Raw genomic sequence first — 18,998 nt, 5'->3', positions numbered from 1 at the left:
CGGTGCTTTCAAATTTCTTTTCAAGACATTTTTGATGAGATCGTTCTTCAGGCCATCAATCATGACATGGTGGGCGGACGTTGTCCTATGCCGATTCCACTCACCTTAAAGTCAATGCCAATAAGCATAAATACACTAGAAAAACGATTGAACAGGATATACAAAACTATATCAAAGATTTAAATGAAGCCATCCAAGAAGGTCGGGAGGAACACGGAAAAAAGCCACTGATGGCCAAAGAGGAGGTTAGAGCTGAAAAAGAGATCCTCCAAAGTACAACTGATCCGGATAGTGGATATCTGTATCGGGAAAACAAACGCATAACGGATATGAAATACAACATGATCACCGATGCCTATGTTACACCTGGAAATGTCCATGAATCTGTGCCTTAGTCTTGACCGGTTAGATCACCAAATCGCACGATTTGGTTTTCAAGTAGAAGCCGTCGCCCTTATTCCGGATATTTAACGATTCCGATCTGTAAAGGATTATCTGAACGGCAAATCTTTGATGTGATTGCACATAGACGTTATCACTCTGCCATAGGCTTGTTTCTAAAATTGAAATTTCATTATGACAGTGAACAAGACAGATACATTTGTCCAAATCAAAAAACACTTACATACTCAACAACTGACTGAAAAGGCTTCCGGTCATATAAATCAGATCCTGAAACCTGTTCCGGATGCCCATTGCTTGAACAATGCACAAGATCAAAGAATAGCCAGAAGATCCACCCGACATGTATGGGAGGACCACAAATAAAAGGTCAGACAAAATCGTGTGTCTGTTTCAGGAAAAAACCTCTACAAAAAAGAAAAGAAAAAATAGAACGCAGCTTTGCAGATTCAAAACAGCTGCACGGGCTTCGCTATTGCTGGTTGAGGGGAAAACGGAATGTGAGGCGAACAATTTCTCCTCACAGCCACATGCCAGAACATGAAGAAGATTGCCATCTACCTAGCCAAGCAGGGCTAGGTAGATGGGGGCTCTATTTCTGTTTTTGAAATCAGCTGAAAATCTAAAGAAACATTACAAAACAAAAAAGCTTGTAGAAAAAACATCGTTTTCTCTACAAGCTTTTTTGTTTAGATTTCTTCTTTGTTTAATAAGTTTTCCATGAATGGAACGAGCTGTCCGCGGAGTTCTTTATCTTGCATCGCAAATTCAAGAGTTGTTGTGATAAAACCAAGCTTTTCACCAACATCATAGCGCTTGCCTTCAAAATCGTAAGCAAACACTCTTTGAATTTCATTCAGCTTTTGAATGGCGTCTGTCAGCTGAATTTCTCCGCCTGCGCCAACCTGCTGTTCCTCTAAGTACATAAAGATCTCAGGCGTAAATACGTAACGTCCTAAGATGGCAAGGTTAGAAGGTGCTGTGCCTTTAGACGGCTTCTCAACAAAGTTTTTCACCTGGTAACGGCGGCCTTCACTTGTCAGCGGATCGATAATACCGTAGCGGTGAGTTTCTTCTTCAGGCACTTGCTGAACACCTATAATAGAAGAAAGTGTTCTTTCATACTCATCCATTAACTGGCGCAATCCTGGTTTTTCCGCCTGAACAATATCGTCTCCAAGCAGAACCGCAAAAGGCTCATCGCCGATAAAGTTACGCGCGCACCACACAGCATGTCCAAGTCCTTTAGGCTCTTTTTGGCGGATGTAGTGGATGTCAGCCAGATTGGAAGATTTTTTCACTTTTTCAAGGAGTTCGATCTTTCCTTTTTCTTCAAGGTTTCTTTCAAGTTCAGGAGAGTAATCAAAATGATCCTCAATCGCACGCTTGCTTTTGCCTGTTACAATAATAATGTCCTCAATACCGGACTCAACAGCTTCTTCAATTATGTATTGAATGGTTGGCTTATCTACGATAGGAAGCATTTCTTTCGGCATTGCTTTCGTAGCCGGAAGAAAACGCGTTCCTAGTCCTGCTGCTGGAATTATCGCTTTACGTACTTTTTTCATTTAAAGGCACCTTCCTTATTAACGAAAATATTTATGGCTAAAACTATTTTCTATTTACCCTGTTCAATGTGTTTTCACACATTTTTTATGATATAGGATAAACCAATTTTAAACAAGTTTTATCCTTAAGTTCCCTAGCAATAAAGTTCACTTGACCATGAATAAGTGAATAGGAAATGATTTAAAATGAAACAAATTCATGTAGAATAAGGGGTATGATTTTATTTTTGCAGAAACCAGGTGACAATTATGAAAAAACTAAAAGTCATGACCGTCTTCGGAACCAGGCCGGAAGCGATAAAGATGGCGCCGCTCGTGCTTGAATTAAAAAAATACCCTGAAATAGAGTCCTATGTAACGGTGACTGCCCAGCACAGACAAATGCTGGATCAGGTGCTTGAAGCGTTTCGGATTAAGCCTGATTTCGATTTGAACATTATGAAGGAGCGGCAGACGCTGGCAGAAATTACGTCCAATGCGCTTGTGAAATTGGACGAGCTGTTTAAAGACATCAAGCCTGATATTGTGCTTGTCCACGGTGATACGACGACGACATTTGCCGGAAGCCTTGCCGCGTTTTATCATCAAATTGCTGTCGGGCATGTGGAGGCCGGTCTTCGCACAGGCAATAAATATTCTCCGTTTCCTGAAGAGCTCAACCGCCAAATGACCGGTGCTATTGCTGATTTGCATTTTGCACCGACAGGACAGGCAAGAGACAATTTGTTAAAAGAAAACAAAAAGGCCGATTCTATTTTTGTAACGGGCAATACAGCGATTGACGCGCTTCGCACAACAGTTAGGGAAGGTTATTCACACCCTGTCCTTGACCAAGTGGGTGAGGATAAGATGATTTTGCTGACTGCTCATCGCCGTGAAAACTTAGGCGAGCCGATGGAAAACATGTTTAAGGCCATCCGCAGAATTGTAGAGGAATATAATGATGTACAGGTCGTTTACCCTGTGCACCTTAACCCTGTTGTCCGGGAAGCGGCTCAGAAGCATTTTGGCGACTCGGACAGAGTGCATCTGATTGAGCCTTTAGAAGTGATTGACTTCCATAACTTTGCGGCAAAATCCCATTTCATTTTGACTGATTCCGGCGGAGTGCAGGAAGAAGCGCCATCGCTCGGGAAACCAGTTCTTGTGCTTCGTGATACGACGGAGCGCCCTGAAGGAGTGGAAGCAGGGACGCTTAAACTTGCGGGGACAAATGAGGAGAACATTTATCAGCTTGCAAAAGAGCTCTTAACTGACGCCGATGAGTATCAGAAAATGTCCTATGCTTCAAATCCGTATGGTGATGGACAGGCCTCCCGCCGGATTGTAGAGGAATTGCTGTTTCACTACGGATATCGGAAGGAACATCCGGACTCTTTTACGGGTAAATAAAAAAGAAGCTTTGCACATAGGTGCGAAGCTTCTTTTGGTTTTAGCTTTCTAAGCTTTCTTTCAGTTCATTTGTGATGTCAGCTAGCTCGCTCTCATCTGCTTTATAGTAATAGACGTCATTGATTCTTGTGCCTTCGCCTTTCAGTTCGTGCTGCTTGATATGCTTTCGGGCGCCTTTGTAATCGGACTGGATATCCCACATATTATCAAACGTCAAATTGGTTTTCACATTATTTTCAACGACCTTAAACATATCTCCAAACTTTGTAACGGAAGAAATATTTGCCCCTTTGTTAATGATTCCTTCGATCACTTGGCGCTGACGGTCCTGACGTCCGAAATCTCCTCTTGGATCTTCTTTTCTCATTCGTGAATACGCTAATGCTTCTTTTCCGTTCAGTGTGATTTCTCCTTTGCCGAATGAATAACCGTCATAGCTGAACGCAAATGTGCTGTTAACTGTGATGCCGCCGAGAGTATCAACCACGTCTCTAAAGCTTTCCATATTGACTTTTACAAAATAATCGACCGGAACATCGAGGAAGTTTTCAACCGTGTCAACTGTCATTTGTGTACCGCCATATGCGTACGAATGGTTGATTTTATCCATCGTGCCTTTTCCGATAATTTTTGTATACGTATCACGGGGAATACTGACCATATCTGTGGTGTTCGTTTTTGGGTTAACGGTCATATAAATGAGCGTATCGGCGCGTCCTTTATCGCCTGAACGTTCATCCACCCCCATAATTAAAACAGAAAACGGGTCTTTTTTATTGATATTAACCTCTGTATCTCTCTTTTTGGATTTATCAATACTTTCATGAATACTTGCCACGGTTGAAGCGGCTTTATGCCATAAGTAGTATGCGTAACCGCCTGTCCCTAACACAAGGATTCCAATAATAATTAATATCGTCAGTAATAAGGTTTTTTTCTTTTTTCTGCGTTTACTTCTCATTCTTTGCACCCCATCTGTTCAGTTAATTTGATTATGATTGAAATTTCCAGTAAATACAACTCTTTTTAATAGAAGAAACAAAATCCTATAATAGTCGATTTTTATAAAAAAAAGTTTCACTGTTTCTTAATTTTTCTTTAAAATATTAAATAACTGACGATAAAACATAATGAGGTGAAAAAAATGAAAAAATTGATTGGTTTAATGTTCTTTATACTGCTCCTTGCAGGTTGCGGGGCTGATAATCAAAAGAGCCAAGGTGAAGATGTGTCAACAGACAGTAACATCGAAACAGCAGAGGGTGTTTATGTAGGTTTAGCAGATACCCACACAATTGAAGTAACTGTGGATAACGAGCCAGTTGTTCTTGATATTACTGAAGAATCAACAAGTGAGCTTGAAAAATTCAATAATGGCGATAAAGTTACGGTGAAATATGAAGAAAATGGCGAGGGTCAACTTCTATTAAAAGATATTAAACGTACCAACTAAGATATGAGGAGGAACCTGAAATCTTGAATTCTTGCAAACGCTTGATCGTATGTTCACTTGCTGCAATCTTACTATTTATCCCATCAGTTACTTTTGCAGCAGACTCAAACATTTCAGTCAAATTGTCAAATTATATTGGTAATAAATCTAGTATCAGTCTATCCCCAACAGGATTTTATAAAGTAACTGGAGATAATGTTGCTGTAACGGATCGTTTTGCAGGGGCATCAAGATACGAAACCGCTACTCTTGCATCCGGCAGTCAGTGGAAAAATCCTAATACAGTTATTTTGGTAAACCGGGATATTTTTATTGATGCATTGCCTGTTATCCCATTAGCAAAAAAACTAGATGCACCAATCTTATTTACTCAGCCTGATACGTTAACAAAAACTACTGAAAGACAAATTGCTAAATTTAACCCGGACAATATTTTAGTCATTGGGGGAGCACGCAGCATTTCAAAAGATGTAGAAAACAAGCTGAAATCATATGGCTCAGTTAAAAGGATAAGCGGAAAAAATAGATATGTATTATCTGAGAATATCGCTAAACAGATGGGCAGCTATGATAAAGCTATCGTTGTAACCGGAAAGGTATTTCAAGATGCGTTAGCCATAGCTCCTTATGCTGCGGCACAGGGATACCCTATTTTGCTTACTGAGAAGGATAAACTTCCGGATTATGATTTGCCAAAACAAGTGATTATAATCGGCAGTTCATTTAGTGTCAGTGACAGTGTAGAAAATGAAATAAAAAAAACTTCAACTGTACAGAGGATACCTGGATCAACCAGATATGAACTCACAGCAAATATTATTAAACAATTAAAGTTGAAGGCTGATAAAGTCGTAATGACGAACGGAACAAAGTACGCAGACGTATTAGTAGGTGCTTCGCTTGCTGCGAAGAAAAACAGCCAAATTTTATTTATTAAACAAGATAGTGTTCCTGCGGCAGCTAAAAGCATAACAAAAGAAAAAGCCACATATGCATACGACTTTATTGGAAGCACCAGTTCAATTTCTGCAGAAGTCGAGAATTCACTTGCTGATGAATTTTATTTAGCCGGCGGAAGCAACTATACTCTGAAAATCAACAATGGGAAATTAAATCTCGAAAATATAAAAACATATAGTAACTCTCTGAGGATTAAACCTGAAAAATACTCGACTTCTAACAGAATAAGTCTTAACGGAAATCAGTATCTTGGAACGGTTAATTTCTCTATTGAATCTACTAAATATATCAGACCGGTTAACGAAAATATTCCATTTGAGGATTATTTAAAAGGGGTTATTCCAAATGAAATGCCTGCCAGCTGGTCACTTGAAGCCCTAAAAGCACAGACTGTGGCTGCGAGAACCTACTCCATAACAAAAACGGGAACTACTGTACCTGATACAACAGCTTTTCAAGTTTATGGAGGATATAGTTGGAATTCAAACACCAATAAAGCGGTTGAGCAGACAAAAGGAAAAGTTCTGAAATATAACGGATCTCTTATAACAGCAACTTATTCTTCAAGCAATGGCGGTTATACAGAAGCGAGCAACGAAGTCTGGTCATCAAGTGTACCTTACTTAATTGCGAAGAAAGATTCTAAGGATCCTCAAATAGGCTGGACGCTTACACTCTCAAAACAACAGCTTGACACGAATTCGCTTGACTTAAATAAGCCATCTTCTTGGTGGTCTTCAGCAACTGAAACTGATGCTGCGAGGTTATCCGGAGTTAAAAATTGGATCTTGAAAAATAAAGAAACAGGAGCAGCTTCTGTAAAAATTGCGAGTATAGAAGATTTGAGCTTTAGCGGTACAACACAGGGGCAACGTGCAAAAACAGCATCTATGAAAGTTAAGTATTTTGTTAAAAGCAGTACTGGCTCCTACAATCTAAGTAAAATTACAACCATCACTGTTCCGACAACTCAGCTAAGAACAATGATTGGTGCAACTGGTTTTAAAAGTACTTATGTGACTGTAAAAAAAGACAATTCAAAGTACACAATCAGCGGCAAAGGTTACGGTCACGGCATCGGAATGAGTCAATATGGAGCTAAGGCAAGAGCAGAAGCAGGAGATTCATATAGTTCAATTTTGAAATTTTACTATCCTGGGACAACTCTGACAAGTTATTAATTATTTTAAGGTGCTAAAGGCCATTTAAGGAGGAAAAGTAATTGCGTTCTTATATAAAAGTCCTAACAATGTGTTTTCTGGGACTCATTCTTTTTGTACCAACAGCATTGGCCGATAATTCGGTTAAAAGAGTCGGAGGAAGTAATAGGTACGGGACTGCAGTTCAAATATCAAAGCAGATGTACTCAACAGCGAGTACAGCGGTTATTGTTGGCGGAAGTTCATACGCAGATGCCATTTCAGCGGCACCACTTGCTTATCAGAAGAATGCACCGCTGCTTTACACAAATGCTGATAAGCTCTCTTCTGAGACGAAAACAAGGCTAAAAGAAATGCGAACAAAAAATGTGATTATTGTAGGTGGTACACCAGCTGTTTCCTCTAATACTGCCAATCAGATCAAAAGCTTAGGCATCAGTATTAAACGAATTGCTGGAAGTAATCGCTATGATACAGCTGCACGGGTCGCAAGAGCAATGAACGCAACCTCAAAAGCTGTCATTTTAAATGGGTTTTTATATGCTGATGCTCCAGGGATCATCCCTTATGCAGCTAAAAATGGGTATCCTATTCTGTTTACAAACAAAACCTCTATAAATAGTGCGACAACAGCAGTGATGAAAGATAAGAGAATTACAAGTACTGTGGTTGCAGGAGGTACCGGAAGTATTAATAATACGGTGTATAACAAGTTGCCTTCTCCTACAAGAATTAGCGGTTCAAACAGGTACGAGCTTGCTGCTAATATTGTACAAAAACTAAACCTGTCAACGAGTACAGTATATGTAAGTAATGGTTTTAGCTATCCAGATTCAATCGCAGGAGCCACTCTGGCAGCAAAGAACAAGCAATCTCTTATTTTGACTAATGGTGAAAATTTATCTGGCGGCGCACGAAAAATTATCGGCAGCAAAAACATGTCAAACTTTACGATTATCGGAAATACTCCAGCTATAAGCACTAAAGTAGCTAATCAGCTAAAGAATCCTGTTGTAGGTGAAACAATTTTTATTGATCCAGGCCATGGAGATCAAGACTCGGGAGCAGTAGGAAATGGACTGCTTGAGAAAGAGGTAAACCTTGATATAGCGAAAAGAGTCAATACGAAGCTAAATGCTTCTGGTGCTCTTCCGGTAATGTCGAGATCTAATGATACGTTTTATTCTTTACAGGAAAGAGTAAGTAAGGCAGCCTCTGCCCAAGCTGATTTGTTCATCAGTATTCATGCGAATGCCAATGATAGCTCATCTCCAAATGGCAGTGAGACCTATTATGACACAACATATCAGGCAGCAAAAAGCAAACGATTAGCAGATCAAATTCAGCCGAAACTTGCAGCTAATCTCGGGACAAGAGACCGTGGAGTCAAGCAAGCAGGATTCTATGTTATCAAATATTCTAAAATGCCAAGCGTTTTAGTTGAGACTGCTTTCATCACAAATGCAGCCGACGCAAGTAAACTGAAACAAGCAGTTTATAAAGATAAAGCTGCCCAAGCTATTCATGATGGTACAGTTTCATATTATAGATAAAAATGAAGAGACAAATCTAAATAACAGATTTGTCTCTTTTTTTATCGTTTACATGATTAAAACAAGGGCTTGTACATAAAATGATAAAGAACATTAATATGATTTATCAGAAAAAACACGTAATTCACACTTCTTAACAATCCATTTACAACCAATTAACATCCGTCTGCTAAACTGACTGGCATAGGTCATCATAACATCCCAAACAAATCGTGAGGTGTGTGTCAGTGGGTGCAGAAAAAAGCATGAATGTGAGTCGCGAATTCTCAGTGCAGCAAGCATCATTTGCATTATCTGAAAAAACGGCTCGTTATTTGGCAGTAAAGCGCGTGATGGATATTTGGTTTGCGCTGATTGGATTGGTGGTTGCGCTGCCAATGATTGCGGTATTTTCAATATTGATTTGTTTGGAGACGCCGGGGCCTGCCATCTATACGCAGGAGCGTGTAGGAAAAGGCGGGAAACCTTTTAAGCTTTATAAGCTTCGTTCCATGAAAATAGATGCCGAGAAGTCTGGGGCGGTTTGGGCGCAGAAGCAGGATCCGCGGGTGACACGAATTGGAGCATTTATCAGAAGAACGCGAATTGACGAGCTTCCTCAGCTGTTTAATGTGCTGAAAGGCGATATGAGCATGATTGGACCTCGCCCGGAACGTCCAGTGTTTACGGAAAAGTTCCAGAATGAGATTCCGGGGTTTACACAGCGTCTGGCTGTCAAACCGGGATTGAGCGGCTGGGCGCAGGTGAACGGCGGTTATGACATGACGCCGAAGGAAAAGCTTATATTTGATTTATATTACATTCGCAATCTGACTTTCATGTTGGAATTAAAAATTATGTTAAAAACTTGTAAAGTAGTCTTGACAGGTGATGGTGCAAGATAAACATCTGCATTCGCCATCAAACTGAGCTTAAAAAGAAGTAGGGAATATGATGCCAAGTATTACAAAACAAATCATGAGCGGCGCAAAGTGGACAAGTGTTTCAACAATCTGTATTACAATCATTCAAATCGTTCAGTTTGCCTTGCTTGGAAATATGATGACCTTAACGGAATTTGGACTCGTCGGCATGATCACAACGGTTACAATATTCGCCCAGATTGTGCTTGATATGGGTTTTGGCGCCGCGTTAATTCAAAGAGATGACGCCACGGAGCGCCAGCTGTCAACATTGTATTGGCTGAACATTATGACCGGCATTTTGCTGTTTGTGCTTTTATATGTGTGCAGTCCCGTCATTGCGGGATTTTATCAAAGAGAAGAGCTTGTGTTTCTCATCAGGATTTTGGGGATTATGTTTTTGGTAGCTCCGATCGGACAGCAGTACCAGTATATGCTGCAGAAGGAGCTGCAATTTAATACGTTAAGCAAAATAGAGATTTTATCAAATGTATTGTCCTTCGGATATTTAGCGATAGCAGTTTTTATGACAGATGCGATTTTGGCGTACGTGATTTCTCAGGTGCTGCTGCAGTCCAGTAAAGGGATTTTATTCTGGGCTGTATACCAAAAAAAATGGCGCCCATCCTTTGTTTTTGATCTAAGGGGAATGAAGGAGTTCTTCTCCTTTGGAGCCTTTCAGCTTTCATCCCGTCTTGTGAACAGGCTGGGAGCGAACATCGATATGATCTTAATCGGCCGGTTTATCGGTGCCGAAGCGCTGGGCATTTATAATCTTGCCTACCAGATTGTCACCATTCCGGTTTTGAAAATTAATCCGATTGTGACACGGGTCGCGTTTCCCATTTTCGCCAAAAACAAATACGAAAACAGCGTGATCAGAGAAGGCTTTCTGAATATGACAAAAATGCTTGCGCTTGTATCGTTCCCGCTGTTAATTGGGCTCGTATCCGTGTCAGACGCCTTTATCGCAGCTGTTTTCGGAGAAAAATGGCTTGCTGCTGTCCCTGTTCTGAATGTTCTTGCCATCGTCGGGATACTCAGGGTGCTGATGAATCCGAATGGTTCTGTGCTTCTTGCTAAAGGAAGAGCGGATTTGGCTTTTTATTGGGACTCCGGCGTCATGCTGCTGTATGGTTTGTCGCTGTTTGCAGCTGTTCAGACGGGCAATCTTCTGACTGTCGCTTGGGTATATGCCGTCATCAGCGTTTTCAATTTTCTAATCGGTCGCTGGCTGCTGGCATATGTCATTAAGCTCAATCTTTCAGCTTATTTTAAAGCCGTTATGAAGCCGTTTCTGATCACAGCGGGTATGGCCGTTATCGCATTCGGCGCGAGTTTAGGAACAGAACGCTTCAGCATGCAGGCGGAAATGAGGCTGGTAATTTCGGTGGCGGCCGGGTCGCTCTGCTATCTCTTTCTTTTGGGTAAAGCGTACCCCCAGATGAAAAGCAAACTACTAAGAAAAGGACGTTTGTCATGAAGATTTTGTGGATCACAAGCGTATATCCAAGCAGTCTGAAACCCGGCGAGGGTGTGTTTCATGAAACACAGGTGCAAGAGCTGCTGAAGCTCGGGCTGGATATCACCGTGATATGCCCAAGACCTTTTCACCCTGCGCCTGTCCGTATGCTGAAAAAGGCATACCGAAAAAAGGATGCCAGACCAGAATATGAGATACGGAAAGGAATCCCGGTTTACCGGCCTTTCTATCCCGCTGTTCCCGGCCAGCTGAAATGGGCTCAGCCCCACCGGCGCATTGGGGCTGCTGTTTTAAAAACCATTAAACAGCATGACTTAAACCCTGATCTGATCCATGCGCACTTTGCTATGCCGTCGGGCGGGGCTGCGGCAGTCGTGTCAAAGACAATCGGGATTCCGTATATTTTGACTTTGCATGGCAGTGATGTGAATGTCTATCCTCACTACAGCAAAGGCGCGTTTAAAGCCTTCAAAACTGCGGTTGGTTCCGCATCCTCAGTTCTTGCAGTCAGCGAAAAGCTTCAGGAAGAAACCAAAAAACTTTCTGGCTTTGACAGTACGGTTTTGCCGATCGGCATACAGCTCAGCCGTTTTCAGGAAAATGAGCAGACAAAAGAAGAAATCAGAAAAAACCTCGGGCTCCCGCTTGACCAGCGCCTTGCTGTCTATGTGGGCAGGCTCGTTAAGGAAAAAGGCATTTTTGAATTGTCAGATGCCATTGAGATGATGGAGGAACCGCCTCGAGCTGTTTTTGTGGGAGACGGCCCCGCAAAATCTTTGCTGATGCAAAAGGGACATATTGTAACAGGCCAAGTGCCGAATCACAGGGTTAGAGAGTATTTGCTCGCCGCAGATATGTTTGTGCTCCCTTCTTATAGCGAAGGAATGCCGACAGTTGTGATCGAGGCGCTGGCACTGCGGGTTCCTGTCATCTGTACAGATGTCGGTGGAGTGGCTTCATTATTCGGAAAACACCGGCATATGCTGATTGAACCGAAATCAGCTCAAGCCTTAGCAAACACGATCTCTTTATACGCAAAAGATCAAATATGGCAGCCGGAAGTGGCGGATGAATTATATCAAATCATTCACACTCAATATGACGCCGGGAAAAATGCCAGGGCGCTGCATGATCAGTATCAGATGGTTCTGAAAACACCTGTTTAATCGTAAGTAACTGCGACCAATATAAATAGGAAGATGAATTTACAGGAGAGGGATGAGGGCTGTGAAAAAAATTGCTGTCATTGGAACAGGATATGTAGGACTCGTATCAGGCACCTGCTTTGCGGAAATCGGAAATAAAGTGATTTGCTGTGATATCAACGAATCAAAAATCAGAAGTCTGAAAAACGGAGTAATCCCAATATATGAACCAGGGCTTGCTGATTTAGTTGAAAAAAATGTGTTAGAACAGCGTCTGTCTTTTACTAACGATATTCCGTCTGCCATTCGGGCTTCAGACATTATTTATATTGCAGTCGGAACCCCGATGTCTAAAACAGGCGAAGCTGATTTAACGTACGTCAAAGCGGCTGCGAAAACGATCGGTGAACATCTCACCGGCTACAAAATCATTGTCAATAAAAGCACAGTCCCAGTCGGTACCGGAAAACTGGTTCAATCTATCGTTCAAAAAGCTTCGAAGGGAAGATGCTCCTTTGATGTTGTATCCAACCCTGAATTTCTTCGGGAGGGCTCAGCGATTCATGACACGATGAATATGGAGCGTGCCGTCATAGGATCTACCAGTCATAAAGCCGCTTCCATCATAGAGGAATTGCATCAGCCTTTTCATGCCCCTGTTATTAAAACGAATTTAGAAAGTGCAGAGATGATTAAATATGCTGCAAATGCATTTTTGGCTACAAAGATTTCGTTTATTAACGATATCGCGAACATTTGCGAGCGAGTCGGCGCGGATGTCTCAAACGTTGCTGACGGCGTCGGGCTCGACAGCCGGATCGGCAGAAAGTTCTTGAAAGCGGGTATTGGGTTTGGCGGCTCCTGCTTTCCTAAGGATACAACCGCACTGCTTCAAATTGCCAAAACGGCCGGATATCCATTTAAGCTCATAGAAGCCGTCATTGAGACAAATGAAAAGCAGCGCGTTCACATTGTAGATAAGCTCTTAACTGTGATGGGAAGCATAAAAGGGAGAACCATTTCCGTGCTCGGATTGGCCTTCAAACCGAATACAAACGATGTGAGATCCGCTCCTGCTCTAGATATTATCCCGATGCTGCAGCAGCTGGGCGCACATGTAAAAGCATACGATCCGATTGCTATTCCTGAAGCTTCAGCGATCCTTGGCGAACAGGTCGAGTATTATACAGATGTGTATGATGCGATTGAGGACACTGATGCATGCCTGATCTTAACGGATTGGCCGGAAGTGAAAGAAATGGAGCTTGTTAAAGTGAAAACCCTCTTAAAACAGCCGATCATCATCGACGGCAGAAATTTATTTTCACTTGAAGAGATGCAGGCAGCCGGATACATTTATCACTCCATCGGCCGTCCTGCTGTTCGGGGAGCGGAGCCTTCTGACAAGTATTTTCCGGGCTTGCCGCTCGAGGAATTGGCTAAAGACTTGGGGAGCGTCAACCTATAAAAAGAAAAAGTGTTACTTGGTTAAAGCTGCTGGCTGCTTAGGCTCGGCCGCCGGCTCCTGAAACATCAGGAAAGGGGTTAAACATGTGAGTATCAAACGTTCAGCGGTCCATACGCTTTCGTTACTGGCCGCTGCCATATTTGGAGTCGTCCTATTGCTGGGAGCCATCCGTACAGATATAGGTTTAATACAGATGGCTGCCGTGCTTGCGGTGTTGGCAATTGGTCTGTTTGTACTGACACTTGCAACCGCATTTACAACAAAAGAACGGCTCTTTATGGCTGTAATCTATATTTTGATCGCCTGCACTTTTTTAAATAATGCATTTTTCGCGATTCATCTTGGATTTTTCAGTTTGTTTCTTTACAGGCTTCTGCTCATTGCAGCGGGGTGCCTCCATGTGATCGGTGTGGTGCGGAATCGAACACATATTGAAAGATGGAACGGACTGCAAGTGAAAGGGATTTTGCTCTTTTTCGCTTTTTGGTTTATATACGGCCTTGTTTCTCTGCTGTGGGCCAAATCAGTTACAGATGGTCTGAAATATTTAGCACTGCTGGCGATGGGGATATTTTTTATTTATCTTATTGTGATGTATGTGCAAAAAATGGAACGTCTGATGATTATTTATTCCATCTGGTTGGTGATGACGGTATTTCTGATGATCATCGGTTTTTACAATCATATCACGCATCATCATCTCCCGAGTTCGACATTGTACAGCGGACCGGAATATAAGCAGCATTATCCGACCTCAGTCTTCTTTAATCAAAATGATTTTGCGACATTTTTGTCGATCAGTTTCTTTTTTTACATCGCAATGGTGAAAAACATAAAGAACGGTTACTTAAAGGGAATTGGCCTTGTGCTCTCGCTTGGTGCGTTGTATTTAATCTTTGCGACTGGTTCCAGAGCCAGCCTGCTGGGCGTTTTTGCGGGAATAGCCGTCTACATTTTTATTGTCTTGCCGCCTGTTCTGAAAAAAATCGCTATTTGGCTGTCGGCAGCAGGAATTGCGGTCTTTGCGGCTCTTTTTGCCAGCCGGATTTTCGCATTGTTTTGGAAGCTGTTCCTGGCTCCTCAGACGTCTCATTCATTCCAAGAGACGCTTCCGTCCAATGTGGCCAGAGCCAATCTGTTAAAAAACGCATGGCACTTCTTCCTTGACTCATACGGATTCGGAGTGGGCGCAGGCAATGTGTCTTATTATCTTGAGCATCATGCTTTATATGATACTGACAACGTGACAGAGGTGCACAATTGGCTGGCAGAGATTCTGGCAAACTTCGGCTTGCTTATCATGCTCGGCTATCTGGCCATTTATTTATACCTGATGTGGGTGCTTTACAAGTTTTATGAAAGAAAAATGGAAAATCAGTCAAAACTGATCACAGAAGGGCTCATCACAGCTATGGTCAGTTTTCTGGTATCCAGCATCAGCCCAAGCTCTGTCTCAAATTTATTTTTCCATTGGGTATTTCTGGCGCTCGTCATCGCCGCGGTGAATGTCTTAAGGCGATCCAGACAGCAGCTTGAGCCCATATACCGGTAAACAGACTACAAAAAAGCAGGGAGACTTATATGAAGGATATAGTGATAAGATTAGCCCGGCGCATAAAGAAAAATATCATCTGGATTATATTAGTGCCGCTTATTTTAGGTGCGGCGGGGTATATACTGCCGTCCCAAATCGCGGATAAAAAGAGTTACACAGCTGAGGTTACTTTAGCTGTGGGGAGCTATGATCATCCGGTTTATAACAGTACAGAAGAGATTCCGCTCATGCTGAGGAGTGATGCTTTTTTGAAGGAGGCGCTTCCTGACGAAAAAGATGAAGATCTTGCAGAGATCAAAGAGAAGCTCACCGTGAAATCGGAGTCTAAGTCTTTACTGTCTTTGAGCTATGCCGACCAGGATCAGGAAAGAACCGAATCGGTGTTAAACGCTGTTTCCTCCACCTTTCTCAAAAACGACCAAAAGCTGTTTGAGGAAAGAGAAGCCGTTATCCGCCGCAGCATAGACGCGCTGGAAGGTGAAACAGTGAGCGAGGACTCCAAGGTGGATAAAGAAAGGTTTTTGTATGAGCTGAAAAACACACAGCTTAATCTGAAAGCGGCCAGTGCCGTTGATTCTGAAACCGTAAGTGAGGCATCAGGCGGAGGAATGTCCCCGAAAAAGAAAGCGGTTCTGGGTGTTCTGATCGGCATAACGATTGCCTTTATGTTCGTTGTCATTCCTGAATTTTTCAGAGAGTCCTTTTAAAATCATACGATGGAGATGTGATCATGACCAACTGGAAACCTCTCGTATCTGTCATTACACCTTCTTATAATGCGCGTGACTATATTGAAGACACGATTCATTCAGTATTAGATCAGAGCTACCCTCATTGGGAAATGATTATCGTGGACGATTGCTCAACGGATGGCACACGCGACATTTTAAAGCAGTATGAGAAGATAGATGAAAGAATTCATGTGATCTTTCTAGAAGAGAACAGCGGAGCCGCGATAGCAAGAAATAAAGCGCTGGAACATGCCCAAGGACGCTATGTGGCCTTTTTGGACAGTGATGACAAATGGAAAAAAGACAAACTGAAAAAGCAGCTTAATTTTATGATGGAGCGGTCCTGTGCGTTTTCCTTTACAGGCTACAGTTTAATGTCGCAGGACGGGGTGCCGATGGATAAATTCATTCATGCTCCCGAAAGCCTGACATATGATGATGCTCTTAAAAATACCATTATCGGCTGTCTAACGGTGATGATTGACAGGGAACAGACGGGACAGATCCAAATGCCGAATATTAGAACGAGGCAAGACTTGGCAACATGGCTGTCTCTTTTAAAAAAGGGTTTTACAGCTTACGGAATGAATGAGTGTTTAGCTGAATACCGGCTTGTCAATAATTCGATTTCAAGCAACAAATGGAAGGCTGCAAAAAAAACATGGTTTGTCTACAGAGAGATCGAACGGCTCCATTTAATGAAAGCGACATGGTGTTTTGTTCAATATGCGAAAAACGCGGTGAAAAAAAGACTATAACCGCAAACAGAGAGAAAAGGTGATGAAGGTGGAAACAAAAGCAATGATTCACGTCATCGTGGCTACTGCTGAATGGGGAAAAGATCAATTGAGGTACAGACGGCATCGATTGGCTGAATTTTTAGCTGCTCAGGAAGAAACAAAGGAAGTCATCTGGGTCTGCCCGGCTCCGCGCACCCAAAGGATGGAATTTCAGCAAGTTCAATCCGGCATCCGGCAGTTTGCCGTAAAGGACTTGCTGCAAAAGAAAATGTTTCGCTTCGGACGCTATACCGATGTGTTTTATAAGTATAAGCTCTCACCTTTATTAGAAGAGCTGAAATCCGCTTCAGCCAGAGGTGAACGCTGCTGCTTATGGTACACGTTTCCCGGATTCCCGCTGCTGTCTTCACTGTATCCTTGGGATCAGGTGATTTATGATTGCAGTGACTTGTGGGCGGCGCCGATCAGCGGACGTTCCAATATGCTTTCCGAGTTCAGGCGGAAAGTCATCAAAACAGCGGAGCTGCGAATTATCGAGCGTGCCGATTCCATTACTTGTTCATCAGAGTACCTGCACAATGAAGTTGACAAAAAGCTGACAGCGGGACAAGAAAAGGTTCATACCGTTGAAAACGGTGTTGAATATGACCTGTTTTCTGAACATAAAGCGGTTCCCGATCGAAGCATCTTGCAGGGAAGAGAAGGGGCAGTACTGGGATTTATCGGCGGGATTAAACCAAAGCTGGATTTTAAATTGATTGAAGAAGCGGCTCTGAGAAAACCCGATTGGACATTTTTATGGGTCGGCCCGGACGCCACCAATGGTGACACAGCGTTTCAGGAGCTTCTGAAGCTTTCCAATGTGATATGGACGGGGCCGGCAGATCCGAAAGAAGTTCCGCACTTTATGGAACTGATTGATGTCGGTATTATGCCTTATAAAAAGTCGTCCTATAACCAAGCGGTTTTCCCGCTTAAGCTATTTGAATTTTTAGCAGCAGGAAAGCCGGTCGTCGGCTCTAACCTTCCGTCAACTTCTAAAATGCAAAAGCCGTATATTTACGAATATATGGAAGGCAATGACCATAATGATTTTATAACTGCGTGCGAGAAAGTGCTTGAAAAAGACGGAGACGAGACATACAAAGAGATGCGGCGAAACATTGCCCGCACACAAGATTGGAATGTTTTATTCAAACAAATCATGAAATATACAGGGATTCAAAAACATGCGTAGTCCTTTAATTGGGATGCGCGTTTTTTGATTATACGTGTTTCTTTTTGATGAAGCTTGTTATAATAACTAAGGAGAAGGTATAATGGAAGGAACGGTTCTCTATATAAATAAAGACTTCATATAATTCCAAAGGAGACTTCTTTATGCTTGACGAACGCATGATTCGCATTGTTGTTGCGTTTATTGTCTCGCTGCTAACGGTTTTAATCATAACCCCAATCGTAAAAAGGATTGCGATTAAAATAGGTGCAGTTGATCAGCCCGGCAATCGAAAAGTACATGATAAAATCATGCCCCGAATGGGCGGGCTGGCCATATTTATCGGGGTGGTTACAGGCGTGCTTGTATCCGGTATATACACAGAAACAAGAATGACGGCTATCACAGTCGGTGCATTTATCATTATTGTGTTGGGAATTCTTGACGATAAATATCAATTAAGCGCAAAAGTTAAATTTATCATTCAATTAGCCGTAGCTATTATGATTGTAAGCACGGGCTTAAAAATGGACTTTTTCTCAGTACCTTTTTTAGCTGAACGATTTGAATTGGGCTGGCTGGCATATCCGCTGACTGTATTATGGATTGTCGGCATCACAAACGCGATGAACCTGATTGACGGATTGGATGGCCTTGCAGCAGGTCTTTCTGTTATCGGCCTGTCCACGATTGCAGTTATGGCGCTATCTGGCGGAAAAGTACTCATTCTGTCACTTTCATTAGTTGTTATCGCAAGTACGCTCGGATTTTTGTTCTACAATTTTCATCCGGCAAAAATCTTTATGGGGGATACGGGATCACTGTTTTTAGGGTATGTCATTTCCATTCTCTCATTGTTAGGGCTGTATAAAAGCGTAACATTGTTCAGTATTGTCATTCCGATTATTATATTAGGCGTGCCGATTTTTGACACAACATTTGCAATCATAAGACGGATACTAAACAAACAGCCGATTTCGGCGCCCGATAAATCACATATCCACCATAGGCTGATGGCCTTTGGCCTTTCACATCGGATGTCGGTCATTGTCATCTACCTGATTGGATTTATTTTCAGCATCAGTGCAATCGTGCTGAAAAGCGCTACAATTTGGCTTTCCCTGTTTATTATCTTTATCTTAATCATATTTATGCAAATAATAGCAGAAGTAACGGGACTTGTGAATGAACGCTTTAAGCCATTTACAAAATTCTATAAACGTCTTGTGAAAAGAAATTAAAACACCGGTTCTATGAGCCGGTGTTTTTT

The 18,998-nt window shown here is 42.2% G+C and carries 17 protein-coding genes; 15 read left to right on the top strand and 2 right to left on the bottom strand.

Going from position 1 to position 18,998, the window contains the following annotated elements; translation table 11 throughout:
* The first annotated feature begins 80 nt into the window (after window positions 1–80).
* Window positions 81–395, top strand: a complete 315-nt coding sequence (locus tag LNN34_RS22135; protein ID WP_083244494.1) for a hypothetical protein — start codon at window positions 81–83, stop codon at window positions 393–395.
* A 300-nt stretch (window positions 396–695) separates the two neighbouring features.
* The gene (locus LNN34_RS22130; RefSeq protein WP_083244495.1) at window positions 696–1,010 is read left to right on the top strand and encodes a transposase; all 315 of its coding nucleotides are present in this window, start codon (window positions 696–698) and stop codon (window positions 1,008–1,010) included.
* An 81-nt stretch (window positions 1,011–1,091) separates the two neighbouring features.
* Here the strand turns inward: LNN34_RS22130 and galU are convergent, their stop codons facing one another.
* Window positions 1,092–1,970, bottom strand: coding sequence for a UTP--glucose-1-phosphate uridylyltransferase GalU (galU, locus tag LNN34_RS18300; protein ID WP_044159515.1), 879 nt, complete (start codon window positions 1,968–1,970; stop codon window positions 1,092–1,094).
* A gap of 249 nt (window positions 1,971–2,219) precedes the next feature.
* Here galU and wecB point away from each other — a divergent pair, with 249 nt between their 5' ends.
* Window positions 2,220–3,362: a non-hydrolyzing UDP-N-acetylglucosamine 2-epimerase gene (gene wecB / locus LNN34_RS18295; RefSeq protein WP_059335058.1), complete on the top strand. Its 1,143-nt coding sequence runs from the start codon at window positions 2,220–2,222 to the stop codon at window positions 3,360–3,362.
* Window positions 3,363–3,402: 40 nt separating this feature from the next.
* On the opposite strand, the gene LNN34_RS18290 is transcribed toward wecB, so the two are convergent.
* On the bottom strand, window positions 3,403–4,323 hold the full coding sequence (locus LNN34_RS18290) for a LytR family transcriptional regulator (RefSeq protein WP_229044096.1): 921 nt from the start codon (window positions 4,321–4,323) through the stop codon (window positions 3,403–3,405).
* A 183-nt stretch (window positions 4,324–4,506) separates the two neighbouring features.
* Between LNN34_RS18290 and LNN34_RS18285 the strand changes: the two genes are divergently transcribed.
* From LNN34_RS18285 to LNN34_RS18230, 12 genes are all read left to right on the top strand, one after another.
* Window positions 4,507–4,815 (top strand): membrane protein, encoded by a 309-nt coding sequence (locus LNN34_RS18285; protein ID WP_044159504.1) that lies wholly within the window; start codon window positions 4,507–4,509, stop codon window positions 4,813–4,815.
* Window positions 4,816–4,838: 23 nt separating this feature from the next.
* Complete coding sequence (locus LNN34_RS18280) at window positions 4,839–6,956, top strand: SpoIID/LytB domain-containing protein (protein WP_044159502.1); 2,118 nt, start codon at window positions 4,839–4,841, stop codon at window positions 6,954–6,956.
* Window positions 6,957–6,997: 41 nt separating this feature from the next.
* A complete protein-coding gene (gene lytC / locus LNN34_RS18275) occupies window positions 6,998–8,488 on the top strand; it encodes an N-acetylmuramoyl-L-alanine amidase LytC (protein WP_044159499.1) in 1,491 nt (496 codons plus the stop codon).
* 227 nt (window positions 8,489–8,715) lie between these two features.
* On the top strand, window positions 8,716–9,372 hold the full coding sequence (locus LNN34_RS18270) for a sugar transferase (RefSeq protein WP_024123040.1): 657 nt from the start codon (window positions 8,716–8,718) through the stop codon (window positions 9,370–9,372).
* A gap of 49 nt (window positions 9,373–9,421) precedes the next feature.
* Window positions 9,422–10,873, top strand: coding sequence for a teichuronic acid biosynthesis protein TuaB (tuaB, locus tag LNN34_RS18265; RefSeq protein WP_229044113.1), 1,452 nt, complete (start codon window positions 9,422–9,424; stop codon window positions 10,871–10,873).
* Window positions 10,870–12,039 (top strand): teichuronic acid biosynthesis protein TuaC, encoded by a 1,170-nt coding sequence (tuaC, locus tag LNN34_RS18260; RefSeq protein ID WP_202657932.1) that lies wholly within the window; start codon window positions 10,870–10,872, stop codon window positions 12,037–12,039. The genes tuaB and tuaC overlap by 4 nt, the downstream gene beginning before the upstream one ends.
* 61 nt (window positions 12,040–12,100) lie before the next feature.
* A complete protein-coding gene (gene tuaD / locus LNN34_RS18255) occupies window positions 12,101–13,486 on the top strand; it encodes a UDP-glucose 6-dehydrogenase TuaD (protein ID WP_083244509.1) in 1,386 nt (461 codons plus the stop codon).
* An 85-nt stretch (window positions 13,487–13,571) separates the two neighbouring features.
* Window positions 13,572–15,038 (top strand): teichuronic acid biosynthesis protein TuaE, encoded by a 1,467-nt coding sequence (tuaE, locus tag LNN34_RS18250; protein WP_059335050.1) that lies wholly within the window; start codon window positions 13,572–13,574, stop codon window positions 15,036–15,038.
* Between the two features lie 29 nt (window positions 15,039–15,067).
* Complete coding sequence (gene tuaF / locus LNN34_RS18245) at window positions 15,068–15,748, top strand: teichuronic acid biosynthesis protein TuaF (RefSeq protein ID WP_202657930.1); 681 nt, start codon at window positions 15,068–15,070, stop codon at window positions 15,746–15,748.
* Window positions 15,749–15,771: 23 nt separating this feature from the next.
* Window positions 15,772–16,530, top strand: a complete 759-nt coding sequence (gene tuaG, locus LNN34_RS18240) for a teichuronic acid biosynthesis protein TuaG (RefSeq protein ID WP_229044093.1) — start codon at window positions 15,772–15,774, stop codon at window positions 16,528–16,530.
* A gap of 28 nt (window positions 16,531–16,558) precedes the next feature.
* Window positions 16,559–17,749 (top strand): teichuronic acid biosynthesis protein TuaH, encoded by a 1,191-nt coding sequence (tuaH, locus tag LNN34_RS18235; protein WP_083510160.1) that lies wholly within the window; start codon window positions 16,559–16,561, stop codon window positions 17,747–17,749.
* A gap of 143 nt (window positions 17,750–17,892) precedes the next feature.
* Window positions 17,893–18,969 (top strand): glycosyltransferase family 4 protein, encoded by a 1,077-nt coding sequence (locus LNN34_RS18230; protein WP_044159481.1) that lies wholly within the window; start codon window positions 17,893–17,895, stop codon window positions 18,967–18,969.
* Window positions 18,970–18,998 lie beyond the last annotated feature (29 nt).

Origin of the sequence: Bacillus sp. AF23, assembly GCF_020861455.1 — a bacterium.
In the GTDB taxonomy this organism is placed as follows: Bacteria; Bacillota; Bacilli; order Bacillales; family Bacillaceae; genus Bacillus; species Bacillus halotolerans.
The sequence above is the reverse complement of the archived record's forward strand: the minus strand, read 5'-3'. Positions and strand labels throughout refer to the sequence as shown.